The 21665-nt window shown below is 60.2% G+C and carries 17 protein-coding genes; 12 read left to right on the top strand and 5 right to left on the bottom strand.

Annotated elements, in window-relative coordinates; genetic code table 11:
- Positions 1–128 (top strand): integrase core domain-containing protein (locus EDC23_RS06930; protein WP_166668796.1); only part of this gene is annotated, 128 nt, incomplete at its 5' end.
- Between the two features lie 441 nt (positions 129–569).
- Positions 570–1349, top strand: a complete 780-nt coding sequence (locus tag EDC23_RS06935) for a ZIP family metal transporter (RefSeq protein ID WP_134082617.1) — start codon at positions 570–572, stop codon at positions 1347–1349.
- Positions 1350–1504: 155 nt separating this feature from the next.
- Here the strand turns inward: EDC23_RS06935 and EDC23_RS06940 are convergent, their stop codons facing one another.
- Positions 1505–2347: a universal stress protein gene (locus EDC23_RS06940; RefSeq protein WP_134083269.1), complete on the bottom strand. Its 843-nt coding sequence runs from the start codon at positions 2345–2347 to the stop codon at positions 1505–1507.
- A gap of 14 nt (positions 2348–2361) precedes the next feature.
- A complete protein-coding gene (locus EDC23_RS06945) occupies positions 2362–3852 on the bottom strand; it encodes a SulP family inorganic anion transporter (RefSeq protein WP_134082620.1) in 1491 nt (496 codons plus the stop codon).
- Between the two features lie 260 nt (positions 3853–4112).
- Between EDC23_RS06945 and EDC23_RS06950 the strand changes: the two genes are divergently transcribed.
- On the top strand, positions 4113–4466 hold the full coding sequence (locus EDC23_RS06950; RefSeq protein WP_134082623.1) for a TraR/DksA family transcriptional regulator: 354 nt from the start codon (positions 4113–4115) through the stop codon (positions 4464–4466).
- Positions 4467–4787: 321 nt separating this feature from the next.
- Positions 4788–7379 (top strand): ATP-dependent chaperone ClpB, encoded by a 2592-nt coding sequence (clpB, locus tag EDC23_RS06955; protein ID WP_134083272.1) that lies wholly within the window; start codon positions 4788–4790, stop codon positions 7377–7379.
- 198 nt (positions 7380–7577) lie between these two features.
- On the opposite strand, the gene EDC23_RS06960 is transcribed toward clpB, so the two are convergent.
- Positions 7578–8222, bottom strand: coding sequence for a hypothetical protein (locus tag EDC23_RS06960; RefSeq protein WP_134082626.1), 645 nt, complete (start codon positions 8220–8222; stop codon positions 7578–7580).
- 301 nt (positions 8223–8523) lie between these two features.
- On the opposite strand from EDC23_RS06960, the gene EDC23_RS06965 reads away from it, so the two are divergent.
- Complete coding sequence (locus EDC23_RS06965; RefSeq protein WP_134082629.1) at positions 8524–8856, top strand: hypothetical protein; 333 nt, start codon at positions 8524–8526, stop codon at positions 8854–8856.
- 92 nt (positions 8857–8948) lie between these two features.
- The gene (gene soxB / locus EDC23_RS06970; protein ID WP_134082632.1) at positions 8949–10766 is read left to right on the top strand and encodes a thiosulfohydrolase SoxB; all 1818 of its coding nucleotides are present in this window, start codon (positions 8949–8951) and stop codon (positions 10764–10766) included.
- 201 nt (positions 10767–10967) lie between these two features.
- Here soxB and hemH read toward each other — a convergent pair whose 3' ends face one another.
- Positions 10968–12053, bottom strand: a complete 1086-nt coding sequence (gene hemH, locus EDC23_RS06975; protein WP_134082634.1) for a ferrochelatase — start codon at positions 12051–12053, stop codon at positions 10968–10970.
- Positions 12054–12162: 109 nt separating this feature from the next.
- Between hemH and EDC23_RS06980 the strand changes: the two genes are divergently transcribed.
- From EDC23_RS06980 to EDC23_RS06990, 3 genes are all read left to right on the top strand, one after another.
- Positions 12163–13146: a 2-hydroxyacid dehydrogenase gene (locus EDC23_RS06980; RefSeq protein WP_134082637.1), complete on the top strand. Its 984-nt coding sequence runs from the start codon at positions 12163–12165 to the stop codon at positions 13144–13146.
- A 179-nt stretch (positions 13147–13325) separates the two neighbouring features.
- Positions 13326–14033, top strand: a complete 708-nt coding sequence (locus EDC23_RS06985; RefSeq protein WP_134082640.1) for a DUF2914 domain-containing protein — start codon at positions 13326–13328, stop codon at positions 14031–14033.
- Between the two features lie 185 nt (positions 14034–14218).
- Entirely contained in the window at positions 14219–14485 is a 267-nt protein-coding gene (locus tag EDC23_RS06990) for a DUF6763 family protein (RefSeq protein WP_134082643.1), read from the top strand.
- Positions 14486–14522: 37 nt separating this feature from the next.
- Here the strand turns inward: EDC23_RS06990 and ettA are convergent, their stop codons facing one another.
- Positions 14523–16184, bottom strand: coding sequence for an energy-dependent translational throttle protein EttA (gene ettA / locus EDC23_RS06995; protein ID WP_134082646.1), 1662 nt, complete (start codon positions 16182–16184; stop codon positions 14523–14525).
- 193 nt (positions 16185–16377) lie between these two features.
- On the opposite strand from ettA, the gene EDC23_RS07000 reads away from it, so the two are divergent.
- From EDC23_RS07000 to EDC23_RS07010, 3 genes are all read left to right on the top strand, one after another.
- Positions 16378–17385, top strand: a complete 1008-nt coding sequence (locus tag EDC23_RS07000; RefSeq protein ID WP_208321314.1) for an efflux RND transporter periplasmic adaptor subunit — start codon at positions 16378–16380, stop codon at positions 17383–17385.
- Positions 17382–20600 carry an efflux RND transporter permease subunit gene (locus EDC23_RS07005; RefSeq protein ID WP_134082649.1) on the top strand — a complete coding sequence of 1073 codons (3219 nt, stop codon included), beginning with the start codon at positions 17382–17384 and terminating at the stop codon, positions 20598–20600. The genes EDC23_RS07000 and EDC23_RS07005 overlap by 4 nt, the downstream gene beginning before the upstream one ends.
- A gap of 157 nt (positions 20601–20757) precedes the next feature.
- Positions 20758–21660, top strand: coding sequence for a selenium metabolism-associated LysR family transcriptional regulator (locus EDC23_RS07010; protein ID WP_134082651.1), 903 nt, complete (start codon positions 20758–20760; stop codon positions 21658–21660).
- Positions 21661–21665 lie beyond the last annotated feature (5 nt).

Genomic DNA, 21665 nt, shown 5'->3' on the forward strand with positions numbered 1-21665 from the left:
GAGCCCGGCAGCTTCCGGTTTGGCTGCATGAGTACAACTGGCACCGCCCCCATGCCAGCCTGGATTACAAACCGCCGGTTAGCCGGTTGGGGCTTTCCGTGAACAACCTGGTGGGTTTACACAGCTAGATACTAGGGGCTAGTGGTAGGCCGGACATAGCGGATGCGGTGTCCGGCAACCCGAAAAGTGCCCGATACCGCGTTGCTATATCGGGCCTACTTGCTTCTGGCGGTAGGCCGGACATAGCACCCTGCGGGCATAAACTCTGCGGTGTCCGGCAACTCGAAAGTGCCCGATACCGCGTTGCTATATCGGGCCTACCTGCTGGTGCCAGATGACAGGGGCTAGCTGCTAGGTACCAGGTGCTAGTGGCGTAGGTCAGGGTGCGCGTAGCGCTCCCTGACATTCTTCGTATCGGCAGGGTGTCACGCAGGCTAACGCCAGCGTGACCTACAGAATTAGCCAAAGTGTAAAGCGTGCATGAATTTGGAATAGTTGTTTAGTTACCAGGTGCTAGTGACTCTTCTAGAAGGTATCATGGCAAAGTTTTTTGTTGATCGGGAAACCTGATGTCGTTATTCACCTGGATTTTGCTGTTCAGTCTGCTCGGCGGGGTGCTGAGTGTGCTGGCGGCGGCGCTGTTTTTACTGATCCCGGGGTTCACCCGGGAACGACTGCTGCCCCATTTTGTCAGCTTCGCCATCGGCGCCCTGCTGGGCGCGGCGTTTCTGGCTCTGTTGCCGCACGCGCTGGGCGGCACGGACGACTTTCATCTGCTGGGCATGACCGTGTTGCTCGGGCTGCTGGGCTTTTTCCTGCTGGAGAAGATGGTGCTGTGGCGCCATTGCCATCACGAGGTGTGCGAGGCGCATACGCCGGAACCGCATGCACACGATAACCATAATGCGGCGGGGACCCTGATCCTGATCGGTGACGGGGTGCATAATTTCGTGGACGGTGTGCTGATCGCCGCCGCCTTCATGACCGACATCCATCTGGGGATCGTCACTGCGCTGGCGGTGGCGGCGCACGAGATCCCGCAAGAGGTGGGTGACTTCGCCGTGCTGCTGCAAAGCGGTTTTAGCAGGCGCAAGGCGTTTGTGTTTAATGTCCTGGCCAGTCTGACGACCTTGATTGGCGCGGGACTGGCCTATTACAGTCTGGCCGATATGCAACAGGCCTTGCCGTTCGTGCTGGCCATCGCGGCCTCCAGCTTTATCTATATTGCCGTGGCCGATCTGATTCCGGGCCTGCACAAGCGCGTCGAGTTCAGCCAGACCGTCCAGCAGATCATTCTTATTTTGCTGGGGGTGGCGGTGATCTACCTGGCCCATTCCACACTGCATTAACGGCAGCTGTCTCAATACCAGTTCCCATTACCCGAGCAACCTGCGCAGGGTGGAACACGCGCAGCGGTTCCACCTGAACCGGAACAATCGGGATCCGTCACGTTGCGCCTTGAGCCAGGCTATTCGCTCAATGGACGGGTATTCGGAACGTTTATCTAGCGCAGCAATAACACCGGCACGGTGGCGTTGCGGACCACGCTGGTGGTGGTGCTGCCGACCAGAAAACGGCGCACTACCGAGTGGCCCCAGGCGCCCATGATCAGCATGTCGATACTGTGCTCGCGCCGGTAATCGCACAATACCTGCTCGACATCGCCGCTGATAATACTCGCGGGGGCATCAAAACCGGCCGCTTCGAGAGTGCTTTGGGCCCAGTTGAGTTGTTTGCGATGCGCTTCGTTGTCGTTGCCGACCAGGATCAGGTGACAGGGGACCCCTTTAAACAGCGGACTGCCGGCGACCATCTCGACCCCCTTGCGGGTGGTGTCGCTGCCGTCGAAGGCGAGCATGACCTTCTCGGGGGCCTTGAAGGTGTCGGTGGTGACCAGGATCGGGCAATGCAGACTGCGTACCACGCTCTCCACCCGGCTGCCGACATGCGGTTTGAGTTTCTCGTCATGCTTGCCCAGCACCAGCAGGCGGGTGTCCTGCTCGATCGCCAGCAGTGAATCGAGCAGGTTGCCGTGGCGCTGGTGGGTAATGGGTTCAATGACGCCGTCGTCCATGGCGCGTTGTTTCGCGGTTTCCAGCATCATACGGCCCTGCTCCAGCGCCAGCTTGCCGCGCTTTTCATCCAGTTCCGCCAGCTCCTGCAGCAGGGCCTCGCGACTGCCGAGGCCGATGTTGCCGCTCATGTCGGTTTGCGCCGGGTACTCCGATTTATCCAGCACGTGCAGCAACACCAGTGACACGGTCAGCCGCTGGCTGGCCCAGGCGCCGAAGTCACTCACCGCGGTGGAAACGTCGGTGCCGTCGATACAGGCGACTACGTTTTTCATCATTCAGCTTCCTGTCAGTGGGCCATCAGTTTGTCGACGGCGTCGGGTTTGTCGTGTACGGCGAAGCGATCCACGATGGTGGCGCTGGCCTCGTTCAGGCCGATCACTTCCACCTCGGTGCCTTCGCGGCGGAATTTGAGCACCACCTTGTCCAGTGCGCTCACGGCAGTGATGTCCCAGAAGTGGGCCTCGCAGAGATCGATCACCACCTTGTCGACGGCCTCCTTGAAGTCGAAAAACTCGACGAACTTGTCCGCCGAGGCAAAGAAGACCTGACCCACCACCCGGTAGGTGCGGGTCAGGCCGTCGTCGCTGGCCTCCGAGACCACGTATTTGTACTGGCCCACCTTGTTGGCGAAGAACAGCGCACCCAGCAGCACGCCGACGAACACACCATACGCCAGATTGTGGGTGGCGACGACCACCACCACGGTGGCGATCATCACAATGTTGCTGCTCATCGGATGTTGTTTCAGATTCCGGATCGACTCCCAGCTGAAGGTCCCGATGGCGACCATGATCATCACGGCCACCAGTGCGGCCATGGGGATCTGCGCCACCCACCGGTCGAGAAAGACGACCATTAATAATAGAAACACGCCGGCTGACAGGGTCGAGAGCCGGGTGCGGCCGCCGGATTTGATGTTGATCACCGACTGGCCGATCATCGCGCAACCGGCCATGCCGCCGAGCAGACCGGAGCCGATATTGGCGATGCCCTGGCCCTTGCATTCACGGTTCTTGTCGCTCGGGGTGTCGGTCAGATCGTCGACAATGGTGGCGGTCATTAGCGACTCCAGCAGCCCGACCACGGCCAGCGAGACGGAATAGGGCAGGATGATTAACAGGGTCTCGAGATTCAGCGGCACGTCGGGCCAGAGGAAGACCGGCAGGGTGTCGGGCAGCTCGCCCATGCTGCCGACGTTGCGAATATCCATATCCAGCCAGATGGCCAGCGCGGTCAGCACCACGATGGTGACCAGCGGCGAAGGGATGGAGCGGGTGAGATAGGGAAACAGGTAGATGATTCCCAGTCCGCCGGCGGTCATGGCGTAGACATGCCAGGTGACCCCGTCGGTGGCCGGGTTCAGTTCCGGCAACTGGGCCAGAAAGATCAGGATCGCCAGCGCGTTGACGAAGCCGGTGACCACCGAGCGCGAGACAAAGCGCATCAGCGAGCCGAGCTTGAGATAGCCGGCGCCAATCTGCAGCAGGCCGGTCAGCAGGGTGGCGGCCAGCAGGTATTCCAGCCCGTGTTCTTTGACCAGGGTGACCATCAGCAACGCCATGGCACCGGTGGCGGCGGAGATCATGCCGGTACGGCCGCCGGTGAAGGCGATCACCACAGCGATACAGAACGAGGCGTAGAGGCCGACTTTGGGATCGACCCCGGCGATAATGGAAAAGGCGATCGCCTCGGGGATCAGCGCCAGCGCCACCACGATGCCGGCGAGCAGATCGCCGCGGGGGTTGCTGAGCCAGTTGGTTTTCAGGGTCTGGTACATGGCGTCGGTATTCCGGTTTGCAATAGTCGTGCGCTGCGTCAGACACGAAATCGGCGCAACACGGCCGCCAGCGGCGGCAACGACCGTTAAGTTGGGAGAATGAAAGCATTGGCGGGCACCGCCGGTGCGCCACAGCGGACAGAAAGTCGATCGTGACGGAAGGGGTGCGGGGGCAAACGCGGCGCGCACTATAGCACAAAGCGCCCGGCAAGGCACACGGCGGGTGTGCCGAGCACCAAGTTAAAGCGTATCATCCCCCCATGAGCCTGACCGATACCGAACTCGAGCAACTGCGCGCCGCCCTGCTGGCGCAGCGGGCCGCGCTGGATGCGACCCGCGAGGCCAATGCCGAGGCCAGCTCGACCGTGGAGCTGGATCAGACCCGGGTCGGTCGCCTCTCGCGCATGGATGCCCTGCAGGGTCAGGCCATGTCACAGGCCGCCGGCCAGCGCCGCCAGCAGATGCTCACGCGTATCGAGACGGCGCTGCGGCGGATGGATCAGGGCGAGTATGGTGATTGCCTGCGTTGTGAGGAGCCCATCGCCGCCGCCCGCCTGTTCGCCGACCCCGCCGCCACCCTCTGTATCCGCTGCGCCAGCGCCAGCGAGCAATGATTCGCGCAAAAGCGGTGATAAAACGCAGAGGACGTTTATGCCCGTTGTTTGGGTGCGGAGACGCGGAGGCGCTGAGAAGTGAAAGCGATTAATTATATTTACCGCCTGCCGTCTCTTGTTTCAGTGAGAACGAACCCATAGAAAATCTCCGCGTCTCCCCGTTATTCACCGCATAGCCGGGCAGGGTAGGGGCTTTGAACCTGATTCCGGTCTATCGTTGAGGACTTGTTTTGCCGCTGCGCCTTGAATCCCGCATAACCGGCCCTATTTTTGTAGGAGTCATTGAAATTTTATCCGTACAGGGGAAACCGACTCATGCGAATGGACAAACTCACCAGCAAATTCCAGATGGCGATCGCCGACGCCCAGAGCCTGGCGGTCGGGCGCGATCACCAGATGATCGAGCCGGTGCATCTGATGAGCGCGCTGCTGGATCAGGAAGGCGGCAGCGTCTCGCATCTGCTGGCCCAGGCCGACGTTAACGTCAATCTGCTGCGCTCCCAGCTGGGTGAAGCGCTGGATCATCTGCCGCAGATCGAGGATGCCACCGGCGAGGTGCACATCTCCAACGATCTGTCGCGATTGCTGAATCTGACCGACAAGCTGGCGCAAAAGCGTCAGGACAAGTACATCTCCAGCGAGCTGTTCGTACTGGCGGCGGTGGACGACAAGAGCAACCTCGGAGAGCTCCTGCGCAAGGCCGGCGCCGATAAGGGCGCGCTCGAAAAAGCGATCGAGAATGTGCGCGGCGGGCAACAGGTGGATGATCCCAACGCCGAGGAACAGCGCCAGGCGCTGGAAAAATACACCATCGATCTCACCGAGCGGGCCGAGCAGGGCAAGCTGGATCCGGTCATCGGCCGCGATGACGAGATCCGTCGTGCCGTGCAGGTACTGCAACGGCGTACCAAGAACAACCCGGTGCTGATCGGCGAACCCGGCGTGGGCAAGACCGCCATCGTCGAGGGGCTGGCGCAACGGATCATTAACGGCGAGGTGCCCGACGGGCTGAAGAACAAACGGGTGCTGTCGCTGGATATGGGTTCGCTGCTGGCAGGCGCCAAGTTCCGTGGCGAGTTCGAAGAGCGACTCAAGGGCGTGCTCAGTGATCTCTCCAAACAGGAAGGCCAGGTCATTCTGTTTATCGACGAGATCCATACCGTGGTCGGCGCCGGCAAGGCGGAAGGCTCGATGGATGCCGGCAACATGCTCAAGCCGGCCCTGGCTCGTGGCGAACTGCACTGCATCGGTGCCACCACCCTGGACGAGTACCGCAAGTACATCGAGAAGGACGCGGCCCTGGAGCGTCGTTTCCAGAAGGTGCAGGTGGATGAACCGAGCGTGGAAGATACGGTGGCGATCCTGCGCGGGCTGAAAGAGAAATACGAAGTCCATCACGGGGTGGATATTACCGATCCGGCCATTGTCTCCGCCGCCATGCTGTCACACCGTTATATTACCGAGCGACAGTTGCCCGACAAGGCAATCGATCTCATTGATGAAGCCGCCAGCCGGATTCGCATGGAGATCGATTCCAAACCCGAATCCATGGATAAACTCGATCGCAGGCTGATTCAGCTCAAGATTGAACACGAAGCGTTGAAAAAAGAGAGTGACGAAGCCTCGCTGGAACGTCTCGGCAAGCTGAAAGAGGAGATCAGCAAACTGGAACGCGAATACCACGATCTCGAAGAGATCTGGAATTCGGAAAAAGCCGCGGTGCAGGGTTCCCAGCACGTTAAAGAAGAGCTGGAGCGGGCCCGCATCGAACTGGATACCGCGCGCCGGGCCGGCGATCTGACCCGCATGTCCGAGCTGCAGTACGGCAAGATCCCTGAACTGGAAAAACAGCTGGAGATGGCCTCCCAGGCCGAGGTCCAGGAGACGATCCTGCTGCGTACCTCGGTGACCGAGGAGGAGATCGCCGAAGTGGTTTCCAAGTGGACCGGCATCCCGGTCTCCAAGATGCTCGAAGGCGAGCGCGACAAACTGCTGCGCATGGAAGAGGCACTGCACCAGCGCGTGGTGGGACAGGACGAGGCGGTCAAGTCGGTGGCCGACGCCATTCGCCGCTCGCGCGCGGGTCTCTCCGATCCCAACCGGCCCAACGGCTCGTTCCTGTTCCTCGGCCCGACCGGGGTGGGCAAGACCGAATTAACCAAGTCGCTGGCCTCCTTCCTGTTCGATACCGAAGAGGCGATGGTGCGCATCGACATGTCCGAGTTCATGGAGAAACACTCGGTGGCCCGCCTGATCGGCGCCCCGCCGGGCTATGTCGGTTATGAAGAGGGCGGTTACCTGACCGAAGCGGTACGCCGCAAACCCTATTCGGTGATCCTGCTCGACGAGGTCGAAAAGGCCCATCCCGATGTGTTCAACATTCTCTTGCAGGTGCTGGATGACGGTCGCCTGACCGACGGTCACGGGCGGACCGTGGATTTTCGTAACACGGTGATCGTCATGACTTCCAACCTGGGCTCGCAACAGATCCAGGAGATGGCCGGCGAGGAGAATTACGACGCGATGAAAGCCACGGTGATGGAGATCATCGGCCAGCACTTCCGGCCCGAGTTCATCAACCGCGTCGACGAAGTGGTCGTGTTCCATCCGCTGGCCCGCGAACAGATCCGGGCTATCGCCGGTATCCAGTTCGACTACCTGCGCAAGCGCCTGCAGGATCGGCACATGGACATCGAGCTGACCGAAACCGCGCTGGACAAAATCGGCGAAGCCGGTTTCGATCCGGTTTACGGCGCCCGGCCGCTCAAGCGCGCGATCCAGCAACAGGTGGAAAACACCCTGGCGCAGGAGATCCTCTCCGGCAAGTTCGTGCCCGGCGATGTGATCAAGGTCGACGTCGAGGACGACCGGTTCGTCTTCGGCAAATCCGACCGCAAGGCCTCGGCGGCTTAAAACCCAGGGATCACCGCAGAGACGCAGAGGAACGCAGAGAAAAATTTATAACCATTCACAATGCCGGCTTACGCCGGCATTTTTTTGAATTGCATTGTAGTTCTGGATCTATGTTTGGCAAAGGTGGTCGTTTCTATACAGGCCCAAAAATAAAACCTCTGCGATCCTCTGCGTCTCTGCGGTAAAAAATATATCTCATCAAAAGTGCATGTTCATGATGCGCTGGCGGGCGCGGTGGTAGGCGTCCCGGGTGAGGACGCCTTCGTCCGCCAGACGGTCCAGTTCTTTCAGCTCGATGGCCAGCATCTCTTTTTTATCAAACGTGACTGCCTGGCTGGCGGCGAGAATGCGGGTGCGCAGTTCGGCGACAAAGTGGCGAAAGCTTTCGGGATCGGGTTTGTTGTACAACAGACGTAATAGCGGGCAACTGCCGTAGCGGCTGCGAAACTCGGTGACATTGGGGGAGTGGTAGATAAACAGGATCAGAAAACCACAGGTCAGCAATATAAAGGCAATGATAAACGGCAACAGCCGGTTCAGTGTTGCCGGGTCCTGATGCAGCCAGAGATAATAGCCGAACGCCAGCGTGGTCAGCGCAAAACAGATCATTCCCAGCAGCCAGCGCCAGGCGATGCGCCGATGGCGTACCGGCCACGGCTCCAGCATACTGAGGTTCAGATGATAGCTTTGCCGCCCGAACAGATCCTGATCGATGACTTTGACGAACTTGTCATTATAGATTTCGATACGACGTAACTGTCCCATACTGCGTGACTGCTGGGACAGTACCGTGTTGATCCGTCGGTTGCCGGCGGAGGATGTGCTCGGATCGGTGACGCGCATCAAGCCTGTCTTGTTCCGTTTCTGCGTGGTGCATCATAGCCCAACCGCTGATGCCACGACAGTCGTTCGGTCGTTCAAACCCGCTGTTGCTGATATGGGTGAACTTGCCCGGTGGTGGGATGTCATAAAGCCAATCCCGCGCGCTGGCACCGCTTGCTGCGCCGGGTTTGTGGGCTGCCGGGTTTGGGCCAGGCCGGCTGCGGCCAGGTATGTTGAATTACCACCTTGCACCGGCGCGGGGAGATGCCGGGCCAGTGCTATGGCCTGCCGGGGTGGTCCTGTGTCGAAGGGGTGCGCAGGGATGAGACTGGTACCCGATGACTATTCTGGCGGCGGGACGCCATGGGGAGGTGCTGCCCAACCAGAATGGGCGCCGCTGCGGCTGGTGGTGCCGTGGAAATACGGTTTCAAGCGCATCAACCCGAGCCAGACGCACAAGCGCGCCTGCGGGGTCGGGCCGCGCGCCCGGGCGGGCATTGATGCAATCTGCAACCTGGCGTTGCGCGGCACGACAAAAAGAGTGCAAACCGCAGGGCCGGGCGCGGTTTTGTCGACAGGCGCACGTAAACACATGCATCCGGGGAAAGGTTTGTACTATCATGACGACATCCCGCTGTGGGGTCACAGAATGTGATTCCGGTGAACAGCCTGCTCAGACGGGCGCCAAGAAAAACAATTACTACAGTAAAAACCAAGACTTAACTGAAGGTATACGAGGAGGACTGAATGTCTATTAATCGCCGTGAATTTATCCAGTTGATGGGTATGGCTGCGGCTGCAGGCATGTTGCCGGGTTGCGACAACAAGTCGAGTGGCTCAGCCGGAGTGACGACCACCGGACAGGGCAAGGCGCCCGAGGATATGTACCATGTTCCCAAGTTCGGCAATGTCACTTTTATGCACATGACCGACTGCCATGCCCAGCTGAAACCGGTCTATTTCCGTGAGCCGAACGTGAATCTGGGGCTGCACGATGCCCGTGGCCGGCCGCCGCATATTGTGGGCAACGAGCTGCTTGATTACTACGGGATCAAACCCGGTACGCCCGAGGCACATGCCTTTACCTATCTGAACTTCGCCGAAGCGGCCGAAAAATACGGCAAGGTCGGCGGTTTTGCGCATCTGCAAACCCTGGTCAAGAAACTGCGGGCCGATCACGGCGCCAACCGGACCCTGATGATGGACGGGGGCGATACCTGGCAGGGTTCCGGAACGGCCTACTGGACGCGTGGCAAGGACATGGTCGGTGCCTGTAACCTGCTGGGCGTCGATGTGATGACCGGTCACTGGGAATTCACCTACCACGACGAGGAGGTCATCTCCAACGTCAAGGACTTCGACGGCGAATTTGTCTGCCAGAATGTTCGGGTCAAGGCTGAAGCCAGCTTTGATTACAAGTTCGAGGACTTCGAGCACTTCGATATGAACTCCCTGCACGCCTTCAAGCCTTACACCATCAAGGAGATGGAAGGCGGCATCCGCGTGGCGGTTATCGGTCAGGCGTTCCCCTATACCCCGATCGCCAATCCCGGTGATCGCTTTATCCCCGACTGGACCTTCGGGATTCGTGATGAAGCCATGCAGGCGATGGTGGATACCGTGCGCGAAACCGAAAAGCCCGATGCCGTGGTTGTGATCTCGCACAACGGCATGGACGTGGATATCAAGATGGCCTCGCAGGTCAGTGGTATCGATGCTATCTTCGGCGGCCATACCCACGACGGGATGCCCGGTGCCATGGAAGTGAAGAACAAGGGCGGTACCACCCTGGTCACCAATGCCGGTTCCAACGGCAAGTTCCTGGGTGTGATGCAGTTCGATATCCGTAACGGCAAGGTCCAGGGTTACGATTACAAGCTGCTGCCGGTCTTCTCCAACTTCCTGGAGCCGGATCAGGAGATGGCCAAATACATCGAAGAGGTGCGCAAGCCCTACCTCGATACCCTGAACGAAGAGCTGGCGGTGGCCGAGGATGTGCTCTATCGCCGCGGCAACTTCAACGGCACCTTCGATCAGCTCATCTGTGATGCACTGCGCGAGGTGGGCGGAGCACAGATCTCCTTCTCGCCGGGCTTCCGCTGGGGCACCACGGTATTGCCGGGGCAGCCGATCACCATGGAGCACGTGCTGGATCAGACCTGTCTGACCTACCCGGAAACCTACGTCGATAACATGAGTGGTGAAACCATCAAGCTGGTCCTCGAAGACGTGGCCGATAACATCTTCCACGAGGATCCCTATCGTCAGCAGGGCGGGGACATGGTGCGTGTCGGTGGGCTGGATTACACGATCGATCCGACCGCCAAAATGGGCAACCGCATCAAGGAGATGAGTCTGGATGACGGCACCAAGATCGAGCCCGACAAGGAGTACAGCGTGGCCGGCTGGGCCTCCGTGTCACCCAATCCGCGCGAAGGCAAGGACATCTGGGATGTGGTCGCCGAGTATCTGCGGGACCAGAAAGTGGCGACGGTCAAGAAACTCAACACGCCCAAGCTGGTCAACGTGAAGGGCAATCCCGGCCTGGCGGATTACAACGCCTGAACGGTTGTCCAATACGGCACTGAAAAAGGGGAGCATCTGCTCCCCTTTTTTAGTTTCCAGGTTCTAGATGTGAAAATCCGAAACCACGAAGGCTCGAAGTCACGAAGGTTGCTTGTCAATATGCGGGCGTAGTGATTACAGCTTCAAGGCAAGGGATTTTACTTCGTGCCTTCGTGTCTTCGTGGTAAAAATAAACCGGGATTATTGCCCGGCTCCTTCTTTTTTGGCCAGTTGTTCTCGAGTGACAGCATCAGCAATGGGCACCGACTGCCAGGCTCCTGTGTGCTCGCTTACCAGATCGGCCAGAAACCGGATATGTTCCGGGCGATCGTTGAGTGCCGGGATGTAGTCGAAGTGTTCGCCGCCGGCCTTGAGAAAAAATTCCCGGTTCTGCATGTCGATCTCTTCCAGGGTTTCCAGGCAGTCGCTGGCGAAGCCGGGGCTGATCACCTGCACGTGGCGAATGCCCTCGCCGGGTAACGCCTTGAGGGTGAAGTCGGTGTAGGGCTGCAGCCACTCCTCGCGGCCGAAGCGGGACTGGAAGGTGACCTGCCAGGCGTCGTCGGCCAGGCCGAGTTGTTCGGCGACCAGGCGGGCGGTCTTGTGGCACTGGCAGAAATAGGGATCGCCGGCCAGCAGATAGCGTTTGGGCAGACCGTGGAAGGAGAACAGCAACTTTTGCGGTATGCCGTGTTGCTGCTGGAATTGCTCAATGGTGGTGCACAGCGCGCTGATGTAACCGGGATGGTCGTGATACTGGGTCAGCATGTGCAGTTCGGGCAGCCAGCGCCAGGTTTTCAGCTCGTCGGCGATGGCATCGAAGGTGGAGGCGGTGGTGGTGGCCGAGTATTGGGGATAGAGCGGCAGGACCAGAATGCGCCGTGCCCCGGCGGCTTTGAGTTCGTTCAGTCCCGCGGCCAGTGACGGCGTGCCATAGCGCATGCCCATGGCGACCGTTACCGGCTGCTGAAACAGGTTCTCCAATGCCGGTTGCAGGGCCCGGGCCTGTTTGCGGGTATAGACCAGCAGCGGCGAGCCGTCCTCACGCCAGACACTGGCGTAGGCATGGGCCACCTTCGGCGGGCGGATGCGCAGGATCACCCCGTGCAGAATGATTCGCCACAGCCAGCGGGGCATCTCGACAATGCGCGGATCGGCGAGGAACTCGGCCAGATAACGGCGTACCGCGCCGCTGTCCGGCGCGTCGGGGGTGCCGAGATTGGTGAGCAGGATACCGATCTGATCGGGCTGATCGTGGGTGAAACCGGGCGAGCCCTTGAATGCCATGCGCCAAACCTTGTTAATTGAGTGTCAGCGGGGATTATCGCGGAGTTTGCGCGCCGGCAAAAGTGGCAAATATACTCCGGATCGGTTTATCGGACAGGGCGGGGCAGGCATGGCAGCGAAGCGGCGCGGGGTATTTGTGGATACCGGCAGCCTGACGGCCGGCGGGATGGCGGCGCCGGATCTGGATTTTTCCGCCATCACGGCGCTGCCGATCGACTGGCAATACTATCCGGCCACCGATCCGGATCAGGTCGTCGAACGCCTGCAGGGCGCGGCGGTCGTGGTGACCAACAAGGTCGTGCTGGATGCGCAGCGGCTTGCGCAATTGTCCGATCTCGAATTGATCGCGGTCGCGGCCACCGGGGTCAACAACGTGGATCTCGACGCGGCCCGCAATCAGGGTGTCGGGGTCTGTAACGTGACCGGCTATGCGACGCCCTCCGTGGTCCAGCATGTGTTCATGCTGATCCTGAGCCTGTCACGGCGGCTGCCGGCCTATACCGCCGCTCTGCGGCAGGGACACTGGCAGCAGAGTCCGCACTTCTGTCTGCTCGACCATCCCATCGAGGAGTTGCAGGACAAAACCCTGGGCATCATCGGCTACGGCGAACTCGGCCGGGCTGTGGCGCGGATGGGAGAGGCATTCGGGATGCATCCGTTGATCGCGCGCCGCGATCCGCAGGATCAACGTCCGGGGCGGATCGATCTGGCTGAACTGTTGCAACAGGCCGATGTGGTCAGCTTGCATTGTCCGCTGAGCGAACAGACCCGTGGCCTGATCGGGGCCGAACAACTGGCATTAATGAAACCGGGTGCTATGTTGATCAATACGGCACGCGGCGGCATCGTCGATGAACCGGCCCTGTATGAGGCGCTGGCGAACGGTCGTCTCGGCGGGGCGGGGATCGACGTTCTGGAGCGGGAACCCCCGGATGAGGAGAACCCGCTGTTACAGGCCAGGCTGGAGAATCTCATTGTCACGCCACACATTGCCTGGGCGAGCCGGGCCGCCCGCCAACGTCTGCTCGATCAGGTGGCGCGGAACATCGATAGCTGGTTGCGCGGCGGACCCCTGCGTAACCCGATGGTTTAAAAACGGTTTTTCGGACAGCTTGCAAAACCCGTCACACTGATCACTGTCGAAGCTGTGATTGGCATCACAGATAGATCCGCCAAAACCCCGTTTCATAGCCGCCCCGACAATCAGGCCGCACGGCAGCGAACGCAGCCTGCCCGGCCACGGACACATGCAACGACTCGAATGGGAGTGAAATGATGAAACAACAATACGGATTACTGCTGGCCATGCTGTTTGGTATCAGTCAGCTGGCAATCGCCCAGCAGGCGGCGGATACGGATCAGGAAGCCACGCCCGCGACTGAACAGGCAGCGCCGCCCCGGGAGGCTGCGTCGCAGGAAGAACAGTCCGGGGAAGAACAGGGGGAAGAATCGTCTCCTGAAGCGCAACCTGATGAGACGGCACAGGGCACGGCCATGGAACAAAGCGGATTTTCTTCGGGCAGTGTGATGCGTTCGGCCTTTACCACCCGGATCGAGGATCGCGAACCGGTGGATGATGTTGAACAGCTGGATAATGAAATCCGGGAAGTCTATTACTTTACCGAACTGCGCGATATGGAAGGTCAGACCGCCAGGCATCGCTGGGAATACGAGGGCGAAGTGATGGCGGAAGTGGAATTCAACGTCAACGGGCCGCGCTGGCGGGTCTGGTCCCGCAAACGCATTATGTCGGACTGGACCGGCGAGTGGACCGTGTCGGTGATCAATGCGGCTGACGAGGTAATTGCCTCCGACAGCTTCAGCTATGTTGAAGCGACTTCGGCCGTGGATGAGGCTGAACCGACATCGGCCCCGGATGCTGAAGCCGCGCCCGCCGGCGATGAGGCGGAAGAAACGCCCGCCGCGGAACAGAGCACTGACCACGCGGCACCGGACGCCGGCTCACCCATGCAGGACTAAAACCGCCTGTATTCAACAACTCGGAGAATACTGTTCAAGGCCTTTCACATTAGTGAAGGCCTTGCGACATTCCCGCTGTTTCGGGATGACATTTCGAGCCCCCCTGCTACTGTATAAGAGCGGCCTGTTGCCGCGCGACTTCGACACAGTTTCCCGCACCGAAATACCTTCGGAGGGAGGGACGTATGCAAGAAAAACCGTTTGAGCCCGTGATTGGTCAATGGTATCTGGACAGGGATAACCGGATTTTTGAAGTCGTGGCCAGTGATGAAGAGGGTATCGATATTCAGTTTTATGACGGGGATGTGGAAGAGGTGGATCGGGAAATCTGGGATGAACTGGCAGTGACAACGATCGCCGAGCCCAATGACGGTAGCGGGCCGTTCGATGAGCTCGATGACGAGTCAAACATCCTGGCGGAAGATTATCGCCCCAGCCCCGAATGGTCGTAAGGGCCGTGATCGGCCCCTGAACCGTTGCTGATTAGATTTATTTATCCAGACGCTTGTATTTGATTCGGTGGGGCTCCTCGTCGCCGAGTCGGCGTTTGCGATCTTCTTCGTAGTCGGCGTAATTGCCTTCGAACCAGGTGACCTGGCTGTCGCCTTCAAAAGCCAGCATATGGGTGGCGATGCGATCCAGGAACCAGCGATCATGCGAGATGACGACCGCGCAACCGGGGAATTCCAGTAATGCCTGTTCCAGCGCGCGCAGGGTTTCCACATCGAGATCGTTGGTCGGTTCGTCCAGCAGCAGCACGTTGCCGCCGCTTTTGAGCAGCTTGGCCAGGTGTACCCGGTTGCGCTCGCCGCCGGAGAGATCGCCAACCCGCTTTTGCTGATCACTGCCGCGAAAGTTGAAGCGGCCGACATAGGCGCGGGAATTGATCTCGAAATCGCCCACGCTCATGATGTCCTGGCCGTCGGAGATCTCTTCCCAGACGGTTTTGCTGCCATCCAGCGTGTCGCGGCTTTGATCCACGTAGGCCAGTTGCACGGTCTCGCCCAGGCGCAGTTCGCCGTCGTCGGGTTGTTCCTGGCCCACCAGCATGCGAAACAGGGTGGTCTTGCCGGCGCCGTTGGGGCCGATGATGCCGACGATGCCGCCGGGCGGCAGGTTGAAGCTGAGATCGTCCACCAGCAGTTTGTCGTCGAAGCCCTTGCGAAGGTGGTTGGCTTCGACCACCAGATCGCCCAGGCGCGGGCCGGGCGGAATGAACAGCTCGTTGGTTTCGTTACGCTTCTGGTAATCCCTGGAAGAGAGTTCCTCGAAGCGGGCCAGGCGCGCCTTGCTTTTGGCCTGGCGCCCTTTGGGGTTGGTACGGACCCACTCCAGTTCGCTCTTGATGGTCTTGATCCGCGACTTTTCCTGCTTCTCCTCCATCTCCAGCCGCTTTTCCTTCTGTTCCAGCCAGGAGGAGTAGTTGCCCTGCCAGGGAATGCCTTCGCCGCGATCCAGCTCCAGAATCCAGCCGGCCACGTTGTCCAGGAAATAGCGATCATGGGTCACCGCCACCACGGTGCCGCTGTAATCATGTAAGAAGCGTTCCAGCCAGGCGACTGACTCGGCATCCAGGTGGTTGGTCGGCTCGTCCAGCAGCAGCATGTCGGGTTTGGAGAGCAGCAACTTGCACAGCGCGACCCGGCGGCGCTCGCCGCCGGAGAGTTTGCTGACCTCGGCCTCCCAGGGCGGCAGGCGCAGGGCGTCGGCGGCGATCTCCAGGGTTCGCTCCAGGTTGTGGCCGTCGGTGGCTTGCAGGAGGTTTTCCAGTTCCCCCTGCTCGGCGGCCAGGGCGTCGAAATCGGCGTCCGGCTCGGCGTAGGCGGCGTAGATTTCTTCCAGCCGGGCCTGGGCATCCTTGATGTGTTGCAGCGCCCCTTCCACGTTTTCGCGCACGGTTTTGGTCTCATCCAGCTCCGGCTCCTGGGAGAGGTAGCCGATGTTGATCCCCGGTTGCGGGCGCGCCTCGCCCTCGATCTCGGTATCCAGCCCGGCCATGATCCGCAGCAGGGTCGATTTACCCGCCCCGTTGAGCCCCAGCACGCCGATCTTGGCCCCGGGGAAAAACGACAGGGAGATGTCCTTGAGAATGGTACGTTTGGGCGGAACCACCTTGCTGACGCGGTTCATGGTGTAAATATACTGAGCCATAGGGGATCGGTCTCTCCAGAATTTAATGCGTATTACTGACCCGCCATTGTACCGGAATCACCAGCGTAGAAGACAGTGCTCTGAATCCAGGCTCTAGTACCTAGCCCCTAGTACCTAGCACCTTGATAATAGGGGTTTCCCGCTTCGTCGATATTGATATGATAACCCCTTGCTGATCTTGAGGAGTCGATTCATGCGGGCTGCATTACATACTACGGTTCTGTTCTGGGGCATGGCGGTCACGGGGTGGGCGTCGGCGGCGGAACTGGAAAGCGCCACGGCCAGCCTGCAAACCCGGCCGGTGGAGCGGGTGCTGGATGGGCGCATCGAGGCGGTTCACGAGGCGACCGTCTCGGCCCAGACCTCCGGGCGGGTGGTCGAGATCCATTACGATGTCGACGATTATGTGGAAAAAGATGCGCTGCTGCTGCGGTTTCGCGACAACGATCAGCGCGCGCGCTACAACGCCGCCAAGGCCAATTACGACGAGGCCCGGGCCGAGTTTGAGCGGGTCAAGGACATTTACGAGAGACAGCTGGTCGCCAAATCGCAGCTGGACAAGGCCGAGGCGCGGTTGAAGTCGACCAGGGCGGCGTTCGAGCAGGCCAGCGAGGAGCTGGAGAACACCCGGGTGCGGGCACCCTACAGCGGCATCGTGGTCAAGCGCCATGTGGAGGTGGGCGAGCTGGCCAGCGTGGGTCAGCCACTGTTTACCGGGATTTCGCTGGAAGTGTTGCGCGCCTCGGTCGATATTCCCCAGGAGATGGTGCGAGTGGTACGCGAACGGCAGCAGGCGCGGGTGTTTCTGGATCGCAATGGTAAAAGCAGCGTCGAGGCCGAGTCATTGCGCATTTCCCCCTATGCCGATGCGCAGAGTCATACCTTCAATGTGCGGGTCCTGCTGCCCGAGGGCGAGTACGGGATCTATCCCGGCATGTTCGTCAAGGTGGGGTTCGTGAAGGAAGAGATCCGGCGCCTGCTGATTCCGGTGAAGGCCGTGGTCCATCGCAGTGAAGTCACGGGCGCCTATGTGATCGATGAGCAGGGTGCTCTGCATTTGCGTCAGTTGCGCATCGGCGAGCGGTTCGATGACGGCATGGTCGAGGTGCTGGCGGGACTCGAGGAGGGCGAGCAGGTGGCCCTGGATCCTGTCCGGGCGACGACGCATTACAAGGAACAACAGGCAGGTGAGCGTCAATGAGTGAGAAGCTGGGCGTCTCCGGGGGACTGGCGAAACGGTTTCTCACTTCCGAGATCACCCCGCTGCTGGCCCTGGTCGGCTTGCTGCTCGGGGTATTCGCGGTGCTGGTGACACCGCGCGAGGAGGAGCCGCAGATCAACGTCACCTTCGCCAACGTGTTTATCGGTTTTCCCGGCGCCTCGGCCAAGGAGGTCGAGGAGCTGGTCAGCACCCCGGCGGAACAGATCCTCTCCGAGCTGGAAGGGCTCAAGCATGTCTATTCGGTCTCGCGTCCCGGCATGTCGACCATTACCGTGCAGTTCAAGGTGGGCGAGGATCGCACCCAGGCGATTGTGCGGCTGTATAACGCCCTCTATTCCAAGCAGGACTGGCTGCCGCCGGGCCTCGGGGTGGCTCAGCCGATCATCAAGCCCAAGGGCATCGATGATGTGCCGATCGTCTCTTTGACCCTGTGGAGCGAGGACGCCAGTTACAGTGGCGAGGATCTGGGCAAGGTCGCCCATTCGATCGAATCGGAACTCAAGCGGGTCAAGGGCACGCGCGATATCTATACCCTGGGCGGCCCGGATCAGGTGGTGCAGGTGAAGCTGGACCCGGCCAGCCTGTCGGCCTACAACCTGGCGGTCTCCGATCTGCGCGATGCCCTGCAACAGAGCAACGCGACCCGCCCGGCCGGGTCGCTGGTGGGCGAGAATCGGGAAATCCCGGTGCAGACCGGCACCTTCCTCAGCAGCGAGGGCGAGGTACAGAATCTGATCGTCGGCGTGCATGAAGGCAAGCCGGTGTACCTGCGGGATGTCGCGAAGGTCTCCCGCGGCCCGGATCAGCCCGAACAGTATGTCCGCCTGGGGACCGGGCCGGCGGCCCACGCCAAGGGGATCACGGCGCAGGGCGAGTTCCCGGCCGTGACCGTGGCCATCGCCAAACAGCCGGGCACCAACGCGGTCAACATCGCCGAGGATGTGATCGAGCGGGTGGAACAGGTCAAGGGCATTTTTATTCCCGACGGGGTCAACGTCACCGTCACTCGCAATTACGGCAAGACGGCCAATGACAAGGCCATGACCCTGATTACCAAGCTGATCTTTGCCACCGCCTCGGTGGTACTGCTGGTGTTGCTGGCACTGGGCTGGCGTGAGGCGTTGATCGTCGGCGCGGCGGTGGTCATCACCCTGGCGATTACTCTGTTCGCCTCCTGGGCCTGGGGCTTCACGCTCAACCGCGTCTCGCTGTTCGCGCTGATCTTCTCCATCGGCATTCTGGTCGATGATGCCATCGTGGTGGTGGAGAACATTCACCGGCACATGCAGATGGGCGGCAAGAAACTGCTGGCGGCGATTCCCGTCGCCGTCGACGAGGTGGGCGGCCCGACCATTCTGGCCACCTTCACCGTCATTGCGGCGCTGTTGCCGATGGCTTTTGTCACCGGCCTGATGGGGCCCTATATGAGCCCGATCCCGATCAACGCCAGTATCGGCATGTTGATCTCGCTGATCATCGCTTTCGTGGTCACCCCGTGGCTGGCCAACAAGGTCCTGGGGCGCCAGAATGTTGCCCACGAGCCGCAGGAAGATCGGATTACCGAACGGCTACACGGGCTGTTCCAAAAATATATCGGCCCGTTCCTCAATCGCGAGCAGGGCGCACCGCGGCGGCGCATGATGTTCTATGTGATCATGGCGTTGATTGTGCTGTCGGTCAGCCTGGTCGGATTCAAACTGGTGGTGATGAAAATGCTGCCGTTTGACAACAAGTCCGAATTTCAGGTGGTGGTGGACATGCCCGAGGGTGTGAGCCTGGAGCGGACCAATCGGGTGCTGGGTGAACTGGGTCGTTATCTGGCCGAGGTCCCCGAGGTCAGCGATTACCAGATCTACGCCGGTAATGCGTCGCCGATCAACTTCAACGGTCTGGTGCGCCAGTATTATCTGCGCGAGGGGGCCAATGTCGGGGATATCCAGGTCAATCTGGTCGACAAGAGCAAGCGCGAGCGCCGCAGTCATGCTATTGCCCGGGCGGTGCGCGGTCCCTTGCAGGAGATTGGGCAGCGTCATGATGCCAACGTCAAGATCGTCGAGGTGCCGCCCGGCCCGCCGGTGATGTCGCCGCTGGTGGCCGAGGTCTACGGGCTGGATTACGAGGGCCAGATCCGGGTGGCCAAGCAGATCCGCGGGGTCTTTGAACAGACCGACGAGGTGGTGGACGTGGACGACAGTATTGAAGTCCGCTCGCCCAAGTATATTCTGCAGGTCGATCAACAAAAAGCGGCCCTGCTCGGGATCAGCCAGCAGTCGGTGGTGTCGGCGCTTTCGGCGGCATTGAGTGGCGAGGATGCCAGTTACCTGCATCCGGGCAATCTCAAGTACCCTCTGCCGATCCGCATGGAATTCGAGGTCGCCGACAAGGCCCGGCTCAACACGCTGTTGCTGTTGCCCATCCGCAGTCGCGGCGGGGAACTGGTGCCGCTGTCCGACTTTGTCGAGATCATGCCCACCCAGCGCGAGCACGCCATATACCACAAGGACCTGCTGCCGGTGGTGTTTGTCACCGGCGATGCCGCCGGGCAGCTGGACAGTCCCCTGTATGCCATGTTCGACATGTACGGCAGTCTGGGCGAGATGGATATCGATCAGGGCCGGCCACTGAACCAGTTCCTGATCCAGCAGCCGGACAACCCCTATCAGTACGGGATCAAGTGGGACGGCGAATGGCAGGTGACCTACGAGACCTTCCGGGATATGGGCATCGCCTACTCGGTCGGCCTGTTGTTGATCTATCTGCTGGTAGTGGGCCAGTTCCGCTCCTATCTGGTACCGTTGATCATCATGGCGCCCATCCCGCTGACCCTCATCGGGGTGATGCCGGGCCATGCCCTGTGGGGCGCCCAGTTCACCGCCACCTCCATGATCGGGATGATCGCCCTGGCGGGGATCATCGTGCGCAACTCGATCCTGCTGGTTGATTTCATCAATCAGGAGGTGGCCGCCGGGGTGCCGTTCCAGGATGCGGTGTTGCGTTCGGGGGCGGTGCGGGCCAAGCCGATCGCCCTGACCGGCCTGGCGGCGATGCTGGGAGCGACGTTCATTCTGGATGATCCCATCTTCAGCGGGCTGGCCCTGTCGCTGATCTTCGGGATTCTGGTCTCGACCCTGCTGACCCTGGTGGTGATTCCGGTGCTCTACTACGCCTTCATGTACAAGCGTATGGAAAGCTGATTTTGTACTGAAAAATCCTGAAATTCAGCAGGTTAAATCCGCGTCTGGCGGCAAAACCAGTTTTGTTTTGGCGCCAGACTTGCTACCATTTCGCCCTTAGTTTTACCGATGCATGTATAGATAAAGATTATTATTGCTGTAGGCGGCGAGAGGTCGAATGGCGGACAGACGATTACAGGTATTTCAGACAGTTGCCCGGTTGCTGAGTTTTACCAAGGCGGCCGAGGAATTGCACATGACCCAGCCGGCGGTCACCTTTCAGGTACGCCAGCTGGAGGAGCAGTTCAACACCCGGCTGTTCGACCGCACCCACAACCGTATCAGCCTGACCGATGCGGGACAGCGCGTCTATGAATGCGCCAACCGGATCTTCGAACTGTATGCCGAAATGGACAACTCGGTGCGCGAGCTGACCGGCGATATCAGCGGGGTGCTGATCATCGGCGCCAGCTCGACCATCGCCGAGTACATGCTTCCCGAGCTGCTGCGCGATTTCAAAAAACAGTATCCCGATGTCACTATCCGTCTGCGGGTCGCCAATACCGACGGCATTGTCAGCATGGTGGAGAACAATGCCATCGACCTGGGCGTGGTCGAGGCGCCGGTGACCAACAAGAATCTGGTGGTCGAGGAGTGTCGTACCGACAAGCTGGTGCTGATCGTGCCGCCGGATCATCCGCTGGCGCAGCAGGAGGTGGTGCCGGTCAAGCAGATCGCCGACTACCCGTTTATTTGCCGGGAAGAGGGTTCGGGCACGCGCGAGGTGATGCTGGAGAGTATGACCCGGGCCGGTATCAATGCGACGGATCTCAATCTGTCCATGGAACTGGGCAGCCTGGAAGCGATCAAGGGCGCGGTCGAGGCCGGCATGGGCGTTTCGGTCCTCTCCAGTGCCACGATCGAGAAGGAGCTGAAGCTGGGCACGCTGGTGGCGATTAAACTCGATCCCCCGGTGGAGCGGCCCTTTTCCTTCGTGCATCAGAAACAGAAATTCAAGATCCGGGCGATGGACGAATTGCTCAGTTTCGCCCGTGCCTACTGCAAGTCCCATCCGCATTGATTTAT

The sequence above is a fragment of the Thiohalophilus thiocyanatoxydans genome (genome assembly GCF_004366735.1).
GTDB classification, from domain to species: Bacteria; Pseudomonadota; Gammaproteobacteria; order UBA6429; family Thiohalophilaceae; genus Thiohalophilus; species Thiohalophilus thiocyanatoxydans.

Bases quoted from the DNA above. Each gene is read 5' to 3' on its own strand.
- clpB (WP_134083272.1), top strand. From the start codon at position 4,788: ATGGACAAACTCACCAGCAAATTCCAGATGGCGATCGCCGACGCCCAG.
- EDC23_RS07005 (WP_134082649.1), top strand. From the start codon at position 17,382: ATGAGTGAGAAGCTGGGCGTCTCCGGGGGACTGGCGAAACGGTTTCTC.
- EDC23_RS06960 (WP_134082626.1), bottom strand. From the start codon at position 8,222: ATGCGCGTCACCGATCCGAGCACATCCTCCGCCGGCAACCGACGGATC.
- EDC23_RS06940 (WP_134083269.1), bottom strand. From the start codon at position 2,347: ATGAAAAACGTAGTCGCCTGTATCGACGGCACCGACGTTTCCACCGCG.
- EDC23_RS06935 (WP_134082617.1), top strand. From the start codon at position 570: ATGTCGTTATTCACCTGGATTTTGCTGTTCAGTCTGCTCGGCGGGGTG.
- EDC23_RS07010 (WP_134082651.1), top strand. From the start codon at position 20,758: ATGGCGGACAGACGATTACAGGTATTTCAGACAGTTGCCCGGTTGCTG.
- EDC23_RS06985 (WP_134082640.1), top strand. From the start codon at position 13,326: ATGATGAAACAACAATACGGATTACTGCTGGCCATGCTGTTTGGTATC.
- EDC23_RS06945 (WP_134082620.1), bottom strand. From the start codon at position 3,852: ATGTACCAGACCCTGAAAACCAACTGGCTCAGCAACCCCCGCGGCGAT.
- EDC23_RS06990 (WP_134082643.1), top strand. From the start codon at position 14,219: ATGCAAGAAAAACCGTTTGAGCCCGTGATTGGTCAATGGTATCTGGAC.
- EDC23_RS06965 (WP_134082629.1), top strand. From the start codon at position 8,524: ATGAGACTGGTACCCGATGACTATTCTGGCGGCGGGACGCCATGGGGA.
- EDC23_RS06980 (WP_134082637.1), top strand. From the start codon at position 12,163: ATGGCAGCGAAGCGGCGCGGGGTATTTGTGGATACCGGCAGCCTGACG.
- soxB (WP_134082632.1), top strand. From the start codon at position 8,949: ATGTCTATTAATCGCCGTGAATTTATCCAGTTGATGGGTATGGCTGCG.
- EDC23_RS06950 (WP_134082623.1), top strand. From the start codon at position 4,113: ATGAGCCTGACCGATACCGAACTCGAGCAACTGCGCGCCGCCCTGCTG.
- ettA (WP_134082646.1), bottom strand. From the start codon at position 16,184: ATGGCTCAGTATATTTACACCATGAACCGCGTCAGCAAGGTGGTTCCG.
- hemH (WP_134082634.1), bottom strand. From the start codon at position 12,053: ATGGCATTCAAGGGCTCGCCCGGTTTCACCCACGATCAGCCCGATCAG.
- EDC23_RS07000 (WP_208321314.1), top strand. From the start codon at position 16,378: ATGCGGGCTGCATTACATACTACGGTTCTGTTCTGGGGCATGGCGGTC.